General features: G+C 35.5%; 13 protein-coding genes and 1 pseudogene. 9 read left to right on the top strand and 5 right to left on the bottom strand.

Annotation, left to right across the window (positions count from 1 at the left end; all coding sequences use genetic code 11):
* The first annotated feature begins 4 nt into the window (after positions 1 to 4).
* Positions 5 to 545 (top strand): annotated as a pseudogene (locus tag HCD_RS07065) (Fic family protein).
* On the opposite strand, the gene HCD_RS07055 reads toward HCD_RS07065, so the two are convergent.
* The 5 genes from HCD_RS07055 to HCD_RS07035 all read right to left on the bottom strand — a co-directional run bounded on the left by HCD_RS07055 (position 523) and on the right by HCD_RS07035 (position 6,061).
* Positions 523 to 753, bottom strand: a complete 231-nt coding sequence (locus HCD_RS07055; RefSeq protein ID WP_014659884.1) for a hypothetical protein — start codon at positions 751 to 753, stop codon at positions 523 to 525. The pseudogene HCD_RS07065 and the gene HCD_RS07055 overlap by 23 nt on opposite strands.
* Before the next feature lie 187 nt (positions 754 to 940).
* Complete coding sequence (locus HCD_RS09175; RefSeq protein WP_144005863.1) at positions 941 to 1,159, bottom strand: hypothetical protein; 219 nt, start codon at positions 1,157 to 1,159, stop codon at positions 941 to 943.
* Positions 1,160 to 1,697: 538 nt separating this feature from the next.
* The gene (gene ftsZ, locus HCD_RS07045) at positions 1,698 to 2,855 is read right to left on the bottom strand and encodes a cell division protein FtsZ (RefSeq protein ID WP_014659883.1); all 1,158 of its coding nucleotides are present in this window, start codon (positions 2,853 to 2,855) and stop codon (positions 1,698 to 1,700) included.
* A 228-nt stretch (positions 2,856 to 3,083) separates the two neighbouring features.
* Entirely contained in the window at positions 3,084 to 4,577 is a 1,494-nt protein-coding gene (gene ftsA, locus HCD_RS07040) for a cell division protein FtsA (protein ID WP_014659882.1), read from the bottom strand.
* Between the two features lie 14 nt (positions 4,578 to 4,591).
* On the bottom strand, positions 4,592 to 6,061 hold the full coding sequence (locus tag HCD_RS07035; protein WP_014659881.1) for a peptidylprolyl isomerase: 1,470 nt from the start codon (positions 6,059 to 6,061) through the stop codon (positions 4,592 to 4,594).
* Positions 6,062 to 6,190: 129 nt separating this feature from the next.
* Here HCD_RS07035 and HCD_RS07030 point away from each other — a divergent pair, with 129 nt between their 5' ends.
* From HCD_RS07030 to HCD_RS06995, 8 genes are read left to right on the top strand one after another with little or no spacing between them, the layout of a single operon-like run.
* Positions 6,191 to 7,510 carry an adenosylmethionine--8-amino-7-oxononanoate transaminase gene (locus HCD_RS07030; protein ID WP_014659880.1) on the top strand — a complete coding sequence of 440 codons (1,320 nt, stop codon included), beginning with the start codon at positions 6,191 to 6,193 and terminating at the stop codon, positions 7,508 to 7,510.
* A gap of 56 nt (positions 7,511 to 7,566) precedes the next feature.
* Entirely contained in the window at positions 7,567 to 8,289 is a 723-nt protein-coding gene (gene pyrH / locus HCD_RS07025; RefSeq protein ID WP_014659879.1) for a UMP kinase, read from the top strand.
* A 45-nt stretch (positions 8,290 to 8,334) separates the two neighbouring features.
* Positions 8,335 to 8,559, top strand: coding sequence for a DNA-directed RNA polymerase subunit omega (locus tag HCD_RS07020; protein WP_014659878.1), 225 nt, complete (start codon positions 8,335 to 8,337; stop codon positions 8,557 to 8,559).
* On the top strand, positions 8,546 to 10,861 hold the full coding sequence (locus HCD_RS07015; protein ID WP_014659877.1) for a RelA/SpoT family protein: 2,316 nt from the start codon (positions 8,546 to 8,548) through the stop codon (positions 10,859 to 10,861). The genes HCD_RS07020 and HCD_RS07015 overlap by 14 nt, the downstream gene beginning before the upstream one ends.
* A gap of 35 nt (positions 10,862 to 10,896) precedes the next feature.
* A complete protein-coding gene (tyrS, locus tag HCD_RS07010; RefSeq protein ID WP_014659876.1) occupies positions 10,897 to 12,105 on the top strand; it encodes a tyrosine--tRNA ligase in 1,209 nt (402 codons plus the stop codon).
* Between the two features lie 17 nt (positions 12,106 to 12,122).
* The gene (fabX, locus tag HCD_RS07005) at positions 12,123 to 13,214 is read left to right on the top strand and encodes a decanoate oxidase/trans-2-decenoyl-[acyl-carrier protein] isomerase FabX (protein ID WP_014659875.1); all 1,092 of its coding nucleotides are present in this window, start codon (positions 12,123 to 12,125) and stop codon (positions 13,212 to 13,214) included.
* A 6-nt stretch (positions 13,215 to 13,220) separates the two neighbouring features.
* Positions 13,221 to 14,522, top strand: a complete 1,302-nt coding sequence (locus tag HCD_RS07000) for an N-acetylmuramoyl-L-alanine amidase family protein (protein WP_014659874.1) — start codon at positions 13,221 to 13,223, stop codon at positions 14,520 to 14,522.
* 7 nt (positions 14,523 to 14,529) lie between these two features.
* A complete protein-coding gene (locus HCD_RS06995) occupies positions 14,530 to 15,264 on the top strand; it encodes a hypothetical protein (RefSeq protein WP_014659873.1) in 735 nt (244 codons plus the stop codon).
* Positions 15,265 to 15,367: the final 103 nt, after the last annotated feature.

The raw sequence follows: 15,367 nt of genomic DNA, 5'->3' as shown, positions 1-15,367 counted from the left end.
CGCTATGGATTTAACTATTCGTATGGCACATCAAGCAGTGCTATTGAAAACAACCCTTTAAGCCTTGCTGAAACTATAAGCATTTTAACCACTGAATATATTCCTAGAGTTATGCCCAGAGCATTCTTTGAAGTGAAAAATTATCAAAATATGCTCCCCTTTTTATTAGAAAACCTAAATAAAAAACAGAGCGTTGATAGTTTTTTGTGAGAGAATTACATGGGATTTTGATGAATTTTTTACTCCCTAATATTGGGGTTTTAAAAACTACTGACAACATGATTTTAGGGGCTAGTTTTGAAACAACCCCATCATTTAAAGTGCCTATGGCTATGAAAGAGTGGTGTGATAATCTCAATTATAAAATGCAAACTCTACAGATTTAGCGATGGTAATGGCAGAGTAGGTAGAATGCTAGTTTTTTATAGCACTTTAGAGCAAAATTTAGTGCCTTTTGTAATTAAGAGCAGAAAGAAACTTACATCAAATTACTTGACACAGAATTTGGAATGGTTTCCAAAATTAGTTTAGCTTTGTTTGAATAAGAGTTATCATTTCACTTACATTTTTAAGCCCTTGCGATTCGCTCAAGCTAAATTTCACCTTAAAATATTTTTCAATCATTCTGACTAAGTTAGTATGATTCAAGCTACCCCACTTTTCAATGTATTCTACTATTGTGTTATTATTGATAATTAAACCCTCATGGTCAAAAATATCTCTAAAAATGCCTAACATTCCATAAAAATGCATTCTCTAGCCTTGTATAATCTCTATAGGGGGATTTTTGCTTTTGTAATTTTTGCTTTCTATAGTATAGACTTTTTCTAGCTCTTTTTCTCTATCGTAATGTTTTTGGGTGTTTTGATATAAATTCCTTGGATACTCTTAATCCCTTTCAGCTGGCACAAACGCACCATTTCGTCCATCATCACATGCTCTAGGTCTCTCTTAACACCCTAAAACTCATAAGCCATATATCTAAATAACAGATAATTTCTTTACATGCTCCAACACTAATTGCCATAATACCATTATCTCCAAAGCGGTCTTTCAGTTTGGTATAAATAGCAATAGTGTTTGAATCGGTAGCGTAAGTTTCTACTTCAACACTTGGTTGTGAGATTGAATTGATTGATTGATAAATTGATTCGGACACTCATAGCTTTTGGGTTTGAAATGTGAAATATATGCCTGCATTTCTAAACTTTTCAAAAAGTATTCATAACTTTCAAATGAATTTTCTAGTACCACTCGTTTAGCGTTTTGTACATACATTAAAGAGTGTTCTAAATTCTCTTTGCTCAAACTACGGAACTATTTCTAATTCGCCCAAATTCCTTATACCGGAATATTCATAAGTATTGATAATGACAGCACTGTTACAAGTGGCACTTAATTTTTCAACAATAGTTTGAGACCTAGAAAACTCTTGTGCTAGAAGTTGCTCTACCTATTTGCTAGTATTTTTCAAGTCAAGAAAATTCAAATTTACACTGGAAAGATGTAAATAAATAATATTGGGCTTGAAATCTAATAAAGACCGACTACTGAACATACTCTATTCAAAATATTGATTATACTCACTCTCATAAAAACTAGGCGAAACTTTCTGCCCTAAACAAAAAATTTCCAAAAGATTTTTTAATTAATGAGTATTCCATTATTGTCTAATTCCATCACATAAAAATTTCTTGTTAGTCCTGCTGAATCCTTATGGTCGTAGGTATGGATAATTCCTCTTCAGTGGGAATTCTTAGATACTCACCATTACCCACTTTTCTTGTTTGCTTAATAACAGGCTGAGAGAGTGTAGCAATATCGCCTAAGGTTGGTTCATTACTGATTTTTTCAGAACCGGTTGCGATGATAGTAACACGCACATGGTCAATGGGGATATTCACATTTGTACATTGACCAAACTTGACATCAACATCTTCGTGTGCACGCTCATAAATAAACTCGCAAGCTTTAGAATAAGATTCCATAGGATAATCAGGATGGTGTTCAAAATTAGCAATAATACCCTTAGCCCCATCAATAGAAACATCATCAAGTAGAGGTGATTGAATAGCATTTTGAACGGCCAAGACAGCAGAGTCTTCACCAGTAGCCTCGCCAATACCCATTAAAGCAAAACCTTTAAAGCCAAGAATCGTTCTCAAATCGGCAAAGTCAACATTAATATCGCCCTGTTGAGTGATAATTGTAGAGATACCATTAACTGCTCTAACTAAAACATCATCAACTTGTTTATAGCATTCGCTAGTACTAGCTGCTTTTTTCATGGTTAAAAGTATTTTGTCGTTTGGTATAACAAGAATAGAATCACTAGATTGCTCTAGTTCCTTTAATCCCTCTTCAGCTCTTTTTCTCTTTTTGGGAGCCTCATGTTTAAAAGGTTTGGTAACTACAGCCACCGTTAAAGCCCCCACTTCTTTTGCGATTTTCACGATAATAGGAGTAGCCCCAGTTCCAGTCCCTCCACCAAGTCCTGTAGAGACAATTACTAACTTTGCATCTTTAATCAGCTCTCTAATTTCATCGGCACTCTCTTCAGCGGCTGCCCTACCTACATCAGGAATCCCCCCAGCACCCAAACCGCCGGTAATTTCTCTCCCTAGAAGGATTTTAGTCTGGGCGGGATTACTTTTGAGATGTTGACCATCGGTGTTAGCCGCAATAGGGGTAACATCTTGATGTACACCATACTCAACAAGATGTTTAATCATGTTAGATCCTCCACCTCCAACACCGATGACAACAATCTTAGCCCCTTTGTAGACCAAATCGCCTACTTCTTCAATGTTTGCTTGACCGATATTGTGGTTTTCAACCTCTGATTCATGAATCATAGCTATGTTCCTTAGATACAATTTGCCTTATAAATCTTAAATTTTTATAAATAGTCAAGGATTATACCATGTTTTCTAGCTTTCGGAATAAAAGCTGGGTGTTCTTTTGGGTATGGTATAAAACAATATTTGTCTATTTGTAAAGATAATCAGTGTCATATACACAGTCCTTGATGGTTATATATGAACTCTCATTATCGTGCAAAAAGTTGTTATATCCTTGTTTGCTTAAAAAATTTTAGAAATTTTATCAAGGAAGTTTTTAAAAAAACCTTTTTGCTCGACGGATTTTATAGGCAAGAAGTCATCATCTTTAGGTGCATTAAAAGAGGTATTTGGGGTTTTTAAATCGGTTAAATTCATTTCTGTATGCGATGAGGTAAAATAGGAGGTAGGATTTGATTGATGAACTTTTCTGATGCAATCATTACTTTCATGATAGCGGATAATACCTTTGGAATCTCGCTCATAATTGGTATGCCCCCCTGCTTTGTATAAAATTAACCCAACAGCTACCGAAAAGCGGGGGTCTTTCAAGTCTTCAAACATACCCATGATATTGTATTTTTCCATAGGGGTAGCCAAACGCACAGGGCAATAGTAATTAGCGAAATAAGTTTTAGCTAATTCCTTGATACCTTTCATTAAGGCCATTCCGCCTGTTAAAACAACACCCCCACCCAAATGCTTTTCTAGTCCGCTAATTTGAATGCTCCTATGGATAATTTCAAAAGTTTCTAAAGCCCTTTCTCTCATAATAGATTGGATTTCACTAAGAGGCACGACATGGTTTTCATTGCCATCTGAACCGGTTGTAGGAATTTGGATATTTTGAGATTGTGATTCTTCTTCGCTCTCAAAAGAAAGGTCTCCATACTTAATCTTAACTTCCTCAGCATAGGGAAAGGGGGTGTTGAGCATGAGCGACAAGTCAGTGCTTAGGTGGTGAGAACCTGCTGAAAAACAATGGCTATAACGCATAGAATTGCCACTATATATCATAAGATTACAGGTTTCTCCGCCTATATCAACACAAGCTGCTCCTAATCCTTTTTCATCATCAGATAAAGTAGCAATAGAAGCCGCATAAGAATTAAGCACGATATTTTCAATCTCTGCCCCAGATTGAATCATAATTTTTTCTAAATTTTCAATGTTATTTTTATCTGTATAGACAATATGAACAAAAACTTCTAGGCGAGACCCACTCATGCCTAAGGGGTCATTCACTTCTTGTTTATCCAAAGTGAAGCGGTATGGGAGAGCATGTAAAATATGTTTGTCATTGTCTAAACCTGCCTTTGCACATGCATTGTTGATGGCACGATTGATTTCATCTATGGTAACAACATTTTCCCTTGTGCTTGCTACGCCAGCAATATCTCTAATGCTTTCTGTGTAGGCCCCAGAAAAAGAGACAATAGCTTTAGTTTTTTTGATAGGGTTATACGATTCTTCAAAGGGTAAAACAGAATCACTTTGACTTTCATGGGTGTTTAGACCTGCCATTTTTTTAGCACTAGTAATCACTTCTTTGATAGCATTAGATGCATGGGCAAGACTATAAATGCGTCCCCTTCTAATGGCTTTTGAATTAATTTCTTTAGAGACCTCATGGGCAGTGCCAATAATGCGTAAAATCCCATCTTTTAGCTCAGCCACTATGGCACAAATCTTCCTAGAGCCAATATCAACCCCTATAATAATCTCTTTATTCTCCATTGTAGTATTTTTCCTTACATTGATTGAATATGCTTAGTTATCTTGTAGCGTTTTTTTAACTCTTCTACTAAAGCACTATCAAAAGAATTTGTTTTAATATTATTAACTAAACGCTCCACATATTGTTTTTCTTCTGTATTGAGCTGATGTTCAAAGTTTTGTTCTGTGATTTGATAGACTACGACTTTATTGCCTATAGTTACAAAACCATTTTTTTCTTGACGGTTAAAAAGGGTGTTAACAAGCTTAGCACTTTCTTCTTGGTTAAGTTCATTGATAGCACCATTAAAGTTAGGGCTTATATAACCCACATTTTTTCCTTTAAAATCCTTAAGCTTTTCTTTGGCTAAACTTTGTAAGGCTTTAAGAGTTTTCTCATGGCTTAAGTGAGATACAAGAGCCTGTTTAGCTTCATCAAAACTTTGCAATGCATCTTTAGATTTAGAAATGAGTTGCACGACTATAAAACCATCTTTAAAAGGCTCAGGTTTTAGGATTTCAAGAGATTTAAGAGTTTTGAGTTTTTGTGTGATTTCTGTGGTGTAGGGGGAGTTATTTTCTTCAAAATTTTGTGTGGTATAGTTCTCTGTATGCCCTTTTTTTAACGCAACATAGCTTCTTAAAGCCTTTTCATTTGTGTTTTGCATGCTTAAATCATGTTTAACTTGTTCTTGAATGTCTTTGAAATCCTGTAGTTTTCCATCTTTATCCAAATAAGATGCCTTGTTTTTATTGTAATACTCTTCTAAGTCCTTTAAGCTAGGCTTTTCTAAGTTGGCATCTAGATACAAAGAGCGGCTTTCAAAACTGGTGGGCTTTTTGAAGTCCTTTTTGTGGGCTTCGTAATATTTTTTCATCTCATCTTCATTGAGAGAGATTTTGACATCTTTAGGATTTAAAATAAGAATTTCCACTTTGTCTTGTAATTTTGCCCAAAGTGATAAACCAGATTGTTCTAAGGGAGTGGTAGTTTTAGGAAATAAAGCGCTAATTTTTTGCAAGATTAAAGACTTTTCAACGCTTTCTTCAAAGAGTTTGGGGCGATAATGATTTTCTTTTAAGATATTTTTATACAGGGTTTCATCAAAAACACCATCTTTTTGAAAAACACTTGCTTTTTTAATCTCTTTAGCAATTTCTTGCTTGCTAGCTCCAAGCCCTAAATCCAAAGCAAGATTTCTTAACAACGCTTGATTGATGAGCATATTCAACGCACTATTTTCTAAATGCATGGCTTTGATTTGCTCTTCTGTTAGCTCTTTAAAATTAGGAATAGACTCAGCATAAGCATCTTTAAGGCGGCGGTATTCTTGAGCTAATTCATTTTGAGAAATCTCAATTCTACCCACTTTGGCAACACTATCACTATGGAAAGAAAAACTATATTGTCCCCAGCCTATCATACCCGCGGCAATAAAAGCAACAGTGCTTATCCATATTGTAATCACTAAATATTTTTTATGCTTTTGCATCCATTCAATCATAAGAACTCTAATCCCTTTTTAAAAATTGAAACTTTTAAGGTTAGGTTTAATCAACCTTATAGTAAAATCAAATAGCCCTATTCTAACCAAAGGTTATTAAAATTATCCTTATTACAAAGAGTTTTTAACATGAATTTTCAAGAAAATCTAGCCACTTTAGATTTAAAACATATTTGGCATCCTTGTTCACAAATGCAAGAGCATCAAAATTTTCCTATTATCCCTATTAAAAAGGCTAAAGGAATTTATCTCTATGATTTTAACAACAACGCTTACATGGATTTAATCAGCTCATGGTGGGTGAATCTCTTTGGACACAATAACGCTTATATTAGCGAGCAACTTAAAAATCAAATTGATAGCTTAGAGCATGTTTTGCTTGCATCTTTTAGCCACAAGCCTATCATTACGCTTTCTCAAAGATTATGCAAACTCACGCAATTAGATAAATGCTTTTATGCAGATAATGGCTCATCTTGTATTGAAATCGCTTTAAAAATGAGCTACCACGCTCATTTTTTAGAGAATAAAACGCATCAAAAAAAGCTTTTTTTATCGCTCTCTAATTCTTATCATGGCGAGACTTTGGGAGCATTGAGTGTGGGTGATGTGAAACTTTATAAAGATACTTATACCCCTTTGTTACTCAATAATCTTACTACACCTGTGCCTAAAAATGACAACGAGATACAAGATTCTTTGAATGCTTTAAAGCATTTGTTAGGTAAGCATGCTAAAGAAATTTGTGCTTTTATCGTAGAGCCACTCTTACAGTGTGCAGGAAATATGCATATTTACAGCACAAAGTATCTGGAACAAGCCGTTCTATTATGTAAGGAAAAAAAGATTCATATTATTTTTGATGAAATCGCTACAGGGTTTGGACGCACAGGGACCATGTTTGCTTATGAGCAATGTAAAATTAAACCTGATTTTTTATGTTTGTCTAAGGGGATTAGTGGGGGGTATTTGCCTTTAAGTGTGCTACTAACCCATGATGAAATTTATAATAAATTTTATGCTCCCTATGAAGAAAATAAAGCGTTTTTACATTCGCATAGCTATACAGGAAATGCCCTAGCGTGTGCGTGTGCAAATGCTACACTAGATATTTTTGAAAAAGAAAATATTATTGAAAAAAACCAAGCTTTAAGCGAATTTATTTTCAGCACTCTAGAAGAGGCATTAAAGGATTTGATAAAGCAACAAGTGGTGTATAATTTAAGGCATTTGGGTATGGTTTTTGCCTTTGAAGTATCTCTTCAAACTACAGAGCGTTTGAGTTTGAGCATTTTTAAAAAAGCATTAACAAAAGGCTTGTTATTACGCCCCTTGAATAATACGATTTATCTTATGCCCCCTTACATCATCACGCACAAAGAAATTGAAAAAGCGGTTATGAGTTTGGTAGAAATCATTATGGAATTAAAAAGTAGCAAGTGTTTTTAAGCAAGGTTAAGCTACAATTACAGATTTTAAAATAACAATTACTTTAAGAAGGGATTATGCAAACAAAATCAAAAAATAAGCGTGTTTTAGTGAAATTTTCTGGCGAAGCCTTAGCGGGGGAAAATCATTTTGGAATTGATACGAATATCTTAGATTATATCGCTAAAGAAATTAAGGCGTTAGTAGAAAATGGTATTGAAGTGGGTATTGTGATAGGTGGGGGCAATATCATTAGGGGGGTTAGTGCGGCTCAAGGGGGAATTATCAGACGCACTAGTGGGGATTATATGGGAATGTTAGCCACCGTGATTAATGCAGTAGCCATGCAAGAAGCTTTAGAGCATATTGGGTTGGATGTGAGAGTGCAAAGTGCGATTGAGATTAAAGAGATTTGTGAAAGCTACATCTATAGAAAGGCTATCAGGCATTTAGAAAAGGGTAGGATTGTGATTTTTGGAGCTGGCACAGGGAATCCTTTTTTCACCACTGATACCGCTGCCACTTTAAGAGCGATTGAAATTGGAGCTGATTTAATTATTAAAGCTACCAAGGTGGATGGCATTTATGATAAAGACCCTAACAAGTTTGAAGACGCTAAGAAATTAGACACCTTAAGCTATAACGATGCTTTGATAGGTAATATTGAAGTGATGGATGATACCGCCATTTCTTTAGCTAAAGATAATAAGCTTCCTATCGTGGTGTGCAATATGTTTAAGAGAGATAATCTATTACAAGTGATTAAGCACCAACAAGGCGTATTTTCTATGGTAAAATAACGCCTTTATTTGAGACTAACCCTATCAAAATAAAGGACTGAGATATTGAAAAAAGAAAGAACTGAAAGTTTGGTAGCTCAAGCTTTAAAAAATATTGGAAACGACCGCTATGTGCTAGATAACCTTGTTTTTGCTCGTGTGAAGCAATTGAGTTCTGGAGCAAAAACTTTGGTGAATATGGACCCCAAGCGTCATAAATTAGTGGATATTGCTATTAGAGAAATCGCTGAAGGGAAAATTGATATAGATAGGATAGATGAACGAAATTGATAAGTCCGTTGATATCGGCTTCTTACGCATTCTTGATGTTATAAAAAAAGTTAAAACCCCAAAGGGTGGCGTTGAAGTTTTAAGAACTTTAATGGATTTTACTCCAAAAATTGAAAACGCCCTGGCTTTAGCAACAAAGAGCCATAAGGGACAATACAGAAAGAGCGGTGAGCCTTATATTGTCCATCCTATCTGTGTGGCGAGCATTGTGGCGTTTTGTGGGGGCGATGAAGCTATGGTATGTGCAGCGCTTTTGCATGATGTGGTAGAAGATACGCCCTGCAAGATTGAATACATTGTGCAAGAGTTTGGGCAAGATGTGGCTAATTTAGTGGATGCACTCACTAAAATCACTGAAATTAGAAAAGAAGAGCTTGGAGTGAATGCTCAAAATCCTAGAATGGTAGTTTCTGCACTCACTTTTAGAAAGATTCTCATTAGTGCCATACAAGACCCAAGAGCGTTAGTGGTAAAAATAAGCGATAGATTGCATAACATGCTTACTTTAGATGCTTTGCCCAATGATAAGCAAGTGCGTATTTCTAAAGAGACTCTAGCGGTGTATGCTCCCATAGCAAGCCGATTAGGAATGTCTTCAATTAAAAATGAATTAGAAGATAAGAGCTTTTATTATATTTACCCTGAAGAGTATAAGAATATTAAGGACTATTTATATAAGAACAAGCAATCTTTATTATTAAAGCTCAACGCCTTTGCAAGCAAGTTAGAAAAAAAACTTTTAGATAGCGGGTTTAGCCATTCGGATTTTAAACTTGTAACAAGAGTGAAACGCCCTTATTCCATTCATCTTAAGATGCAACGAAAAGGGGCGGTCAATATTGATGAAATTTTGGACTTGCTAGCTATTAGGATTTTATTGAAAAATCCTATTGATTGCTACAAGGTGCTAGGGATTATTCATTTGAATTTTAAACCCATAGTCTCTCGTTTCAAAGATTATATTGCTTTGCCTAAGGAAAATGGTTATGAGACTATACATACAACTATTTTTGATGAATCTTCTATCTATGAAGTGCAAATCCGCACTTTTGATATGCATATGGGGGCGGAGTATGGTAATTCAGCCCACTGGAAGTATAAATCTGGTGGCATAGACAATGAAAGCATGAGATGGCTACAAAATTTTAAATACCATGACAGCGATTTGAAAAATAACCCTAAGGAATTTTACGAACTTGCTAAGAATGATTTGTATCGTGAAGATATTGTCGTTTTTTCGCCTAATGGAGACACTTATACTTTACCAGTGGGAGCGATTGCTTTAGATTTTGCTTACATGGTGCATAGTGATTTGGGCGATAGGGCTACGAACGCTTATATCAATAATAAAAAAGCCTTGTTAAATCAGGAATTGAGAAGTGGCGATGTGGTTAAAATCATTAAGGGTGATAAAATAACGCCCCGTTTTATTTGGATTGACCAGCTCAAAACTTCTAAGGCTAAAAACCATTTGCGAATCCAAAGAAAAAATCGTTTGAAAGAAATTGATGTTAAGAGCATGATAAATATTTTAACGACTTTTTTTGAACGCCCTGTTTTTGAAGATTTGGATTTAAAAGATTATAAAACATTTGAAGAAAGATTGCTAGATTTTGGGGTGGAGATGACTTTAGCAGAAGGCATGAAAAGCTTTGAATTTTTAGCCAAACTCACTGAAGAAATTGAAAGCAAGGTGTTGTCTTTACAAGAAGATGTTCTTTTGGAATATCAAGAAGTGAGTTTATGGACTCGTGGTTTAAGGTATTTAGGGTTTAAAACAAACATTTTAAATTTTTTGACCCCAAGTCGGCAATGGCAGTGTAAGGAATTAGAAAATTTTACTATTTGCACAAGCAATGCTTTAGAAATCAAACAGGTGCTATTGAATGATTGTTGCCATCCTAAATATGGCGATGAAATCATTGCTATTGTAACAGATTTAAAAGAGCCAAAGGCGATTGTGCATCATAAGTTTTGTAAGGAAGCCATTGTAGAAGTGGATGCTAGAGTGCCTATGATTTACATAGAGTGGCATAAACGAGACAGAACCATTTATAAAATGATGTTTTACTTAGGAGAGAGAAAGGCGGTTTTAGCAAACCTATTAGCTTTTTTAACTAAGAATGAATGCAATATTGTGGGCGTTTCTTACTTGGGGTATAAAGACAAATATTCTAGTCATTGTGAAGTGAGTTTTGAAGTCCCAACGGATAAGGCGGATTGGATTAGAGCCTTAATCAGCCGTAAATATCAAGATAGGATTGTGGAATTGTCTAGTTTGGGTGATGCTTACGAGCTATAGTATAATAAGATTTAATTAATTCTATAGGAATAGAAATGGAACAAAAAGTTAGCGTAGCCTTGAGAGAAATTTCTAGGGGTACTAATGAAATCATTGGTCTAGAAAATATTGAAAAGCTCGTTAGAAGGTATTATGAAAAAAATGAGCGTTTTATTGTTAAAGCGGGGTTTGACCCTACGGCTCCAGATTTGCACTTAGGGCATACGGTATTAATTCAAAAGCTAGCATCATTACAGCAATATGGGGCTAAAGTGAAGTTTTTAATTGGGGATTTTACCGCTATGATAGGCGACCCGACCGGTAAAAGTGAGACAAGAAAACCCTTAAGCCAAGAGCAAGTTTTAGAAAACGCTAGAACCTACGAAGAGCAAATTTATAAGATTTTAGACAAAGAGCATACTGAAGTATGCTTTAATTCCACATGGCTTGATGCTTTAGGCACAAGGGGTATTATAGAGCTGTGTGCTAAGTTTTCAGTCGCTAGAATGCTAGAAAGAGATGATTTTACCAAACGCTATAAAGAGAATCGCCCTATTAGTATGGTGGAGTTTTTGTATCCTTTATTACAGGGTTATGACTCAGTGGCCTTAGAAGCAGATATTGAGCTTGGAGGCAATGACCAAAAGTTTAATTTACTCGTGGGGCGGTTTTTGCAGCGGGCTTATGGCTTGAATAAAGAGCAATCTGTAATCACTATGCCCTTATTAGAAGGGCTTGATGGGGTGCAAAAAATGAGTAAAAGCTTGGGTAATTATGTAGGGATTACTGAAGAACCCAACGCCATGTTTGGAAAGCTGATGAGTGTGAGTGATGAACTCATGTGGAAATACTACACCCTTTTAAGCACCAAGACCTTAGAAGAAATTGAAGGCTTGAAAAAAGGTGTTTTAGATGAAACCTTACACCCTAAAGTCATTAAGGAAAATCTCGCTTGTGAAATTGTAGCTCGCTATTATGATACAAATCAAGCAAATATGGCTAAAGAGCAATTTGCTAAAGTTTTTAGTGCAAACCTTTTGCCAGAAAATTTACAAGAGAGTGATTTTAATGAGGGTGTCGGAATCTTGGAAGTGCTAAAAAATATCGGCTTTTGCCCATCCACTTCACAAGCAAGGCGTGATATGCAAGGTGGGGGGGTAAGGATTAATCAAGAAGTGATTAAAGATGAAACTTATCGTTTTGTTAAAGGAATTTATGTTATACAACTTGGTAAGAAAAAGTTTATGAAACTCAATATTAACTAACATTAAGGAAAAGAGCGATGGTATCAACACTCAAACCGCTAAAAATCGGTAAACACACCATAAAATTCCCTATTTTTCAAGGGGGAATGGGCGTGGGAATTAGCTGGGATGAACTGGCTGGAAATGTTGCAAAAGAAGGAGCTTTAGGAATTATTTCAGCGGTAGGAACTGGCTATTATAAAAACATGCGTTTTGTAGAGAGAATTGTTGCAAAAAAGCCCTTCGAAGCTTTGAATTTTTATTCTAAAAAAGCTTTGAATGAGATTTTTGCGAACGCACGAAAAATTTGTGGGAGTAACCCTTTAGGGGCTAATATTTTGCATGCTATCAATGATTATGGTCGTGTGGTAAGAGATGCCTGTGAAGCTGGGGCTAATATCATTGTTACAGGGGCTGGTTTGCCTACAAATATGCCTGAATTTGCTAAGGATTTTAGCGATGTGGCTTTAGTGCCTATTATTTCTTCAGCTAAAGCGTTAAGGATTATTTGCAAAAGATGGAGTGATAGGTATAAAAGAGTGCCTGATGCGTTGATTGTAGAAGGTCCATTGAGTGGGGGACACCAGGGCTTTAAATATGAAGATTGTTTCAAAGAAGAGTTTCAGCTAGAAAATTTAGTGCCTAAAATCGTGGAAGCTTCTAAAGAATGGGGGGATATTCCTATTATTGCTGCTGGTGGGGTTTGGGATAGAAAAGATATAGACACCATGCTAAGTCTTGGAGCGAGTGGGGTGCAAATGGCCACTCGTTTTTTAGGCACTAAGGAATGCGACGCTAAAGTGTATGCTGAGATTTTACCTACATTGAAGAAAGAGGATATTTTGCTAGTGAAATCTCCTGTGGGCTATCCAGCGAGGGCTATTAACACTGGGGTTATCAAGCGTATTGAAGAGGGCAATGCTCCCAAAATCGCATGCGTGAGCAATTGTGTAACGCCCTGTAATAGAGGCGAAGAAGCTAAAAAGGTGGGGTATTGTATTGCTGATGGTTTGGGGCGTAGCTATTTAGGCAATAGAGAAGAGGGGCTTTATTTTACGGGGGCTAATGGCTATAGAGTGGATAAAATTATTAGCGTGCATGAACTCATTCAAGAGCTTACAGAGGGTTAATTTGTAGTGCTTGTGAAATTAGGGGTTTTTGCATATCTTTTTTTATTCCAACTGGTTTGTGCTACACCCCTTAAGCTAAAGATTGTAGATATTGTGCCTTTTGGCTCAAGTAGTGTTAGGATTACTTTTAATCAAGAGATTAAGAGTTTCTTTAAAGAAGTTTCGCTCAAAAATTTTAGAAGCTATTTAGAATTAGAAGCCATTTTAACCATTCCTAAAAAACACTATCAGTTTTCTAAAGAATCTTTTATCACCATAGCACAATTTAATCCTAATCTAGTGCGTGTAGTCGTTGGCTATACCTCTAAGACAACTTATGAAGTGAAACTTTTTAAGGACAAGCTCTATGTTTCTATCGTGAAAACGCCCTTAGTGGGGAATAAAACAACACAAAAACATATCTCTAAACCTATCAAAAAAGAGACAAACCATAAGGATAAAGTGTTAATAAAGCATCCGCATTCTAAGTTGAATGAAAGAAGCCCTAAGAAAGAGATTCCTAAGAAAGAGATTCCTAAGAAAGAGATTCCTAAGAAAGAGATTCCTAAGAAAGAGATAAAAAGTGAGAATAAGAACCAAATCTCTCTAGTGGAAAAAAATGATACTTCTGTCAAAACAAAGCACAAAAAAACTAAAAAAATTGTTTTAGATGCTGGGCATGGGGGAAAAGATTGTGGGGCGATGAGTGTGAATTTGGTTTGTGAAAAAGACATCGTTTTAGAAGTGGTGAAGTTTTTGAATAAAGAGCTTAAAAAACGGGGCTATAGTGTTTTATTGACAAGAGATAAAGATGTTTATATTGATTTGGTAGCTCGCACAGAATTTGCTAATAAAAAAGGGGCGAACTTATTTATCTCAGTGCATGCTAATTCTATTCCTAAACACTCCACTTCTAATGCCCACGGCATAGAGACTTATTTTTTATCCACAGCAAGAAGTGAGAGAGCTAGAAAAGTAGCTGAGCAAGAAAATCAAAACGATGTGAACTTAATGGACTATTTTTCTAAAAGTTTATTTTTAAATTCGTTGAATACGCAACGATTGATTGTGTCTAACAAACTAGCTATTGATGTGCAATATGGTATGCTTCAAAATATTCGCAAAGCTTACCCTGATGTCGTAGATGGGGGGGTGAGAGAAGGGCCTTTTTGGGTCTTAGCTGGGGCTTTAATGCCTTCGGTTTTGATAGAAATTGGTTATAATTCTCATGCGACAGAATCTAAACGCATTCAGAGCAAACCATATCAAAAAATCTTGGCTAAGGGAATTGCTGATGGTATTGATAGCTTCTTTAGCAAGAATGATTAGGCCATAGATGAATTTTTATCAAAAGATATACACGCATAAAGTCGTTTTTTCTTCTTTGTTTTTTTTGCTGTTTTTGTTTAATGTGGAAACTTTGTTGTTCTCTCATTTTAGCGATGACTTTTCGCAATTATTTTTCTTGTTTGAAAATCATGTCTATGATTTTATTATTGGGCTAGATTACTTGGGGTTAATAGGGGTTTCTTTGGTGTATCTGTTCATGCTTATTCTTAAGCCTTTCACTCTGTCGCGTCAAAAATGTGCTTGTATGGGGATACTATGGCTTTCTATTTATGCTTGGAATTTTCCCATTGAAAATTCTTTAATGGTGCTTTATGGTTTTTATTTTGTGCTTTTGGGGACTTTATTGTGGCGTTTTTTAGGGGCTACTATGAAGCAATCTTTCTTGCCTTCCATTAATATTTGCATTGTATGGATTTTTGCTTCTTCTTTGCAGAGTTTTAGATTTTTAGATGTATCTGATTATGTGGATTTTTTACTTTTTGCTCTCGCTCTTACTTTGTTTGTGTTAGTTTTATCCTATCATAAACGCCTTTTTGGGTTGTATGAATACGCTAACACGCTTGTTTTAATTATAGGGCTTGGTATCATTATGTTATGCTCTAGCACCCTTATGCAAACAAAAGAATATTATGGCATGCGATTAGGTTTTTATCTCTTAGGATTGCTTGGCTGGCTTTTAGAGTATGTGCATATTACCTTAAAGCGTCTTGAATACCGCTAATAAATAAGAATTTTCTCTATCTTTTTAAACTTTTAACAAACTTCAAAAATCTTTTAATTCTTATTTAACTTTTATTTCGCTATAATCCAAACTCGCTTTTATT

Source organism: Helicobacter cetorum MIT 99-5656 (assembly GCF_000259275.1).
GTDB lineage: Bacteria > Campylobacterota > Campylobacteria > Campylobacterales > Helicobacteraceae > Helicobacter > Helicobacter cetorum.
The sequence above is the reverse complement of the archived record's forward strand: the minus strand, read 5'-3'. Positions and strand labels throughout refer to the sequence as shown.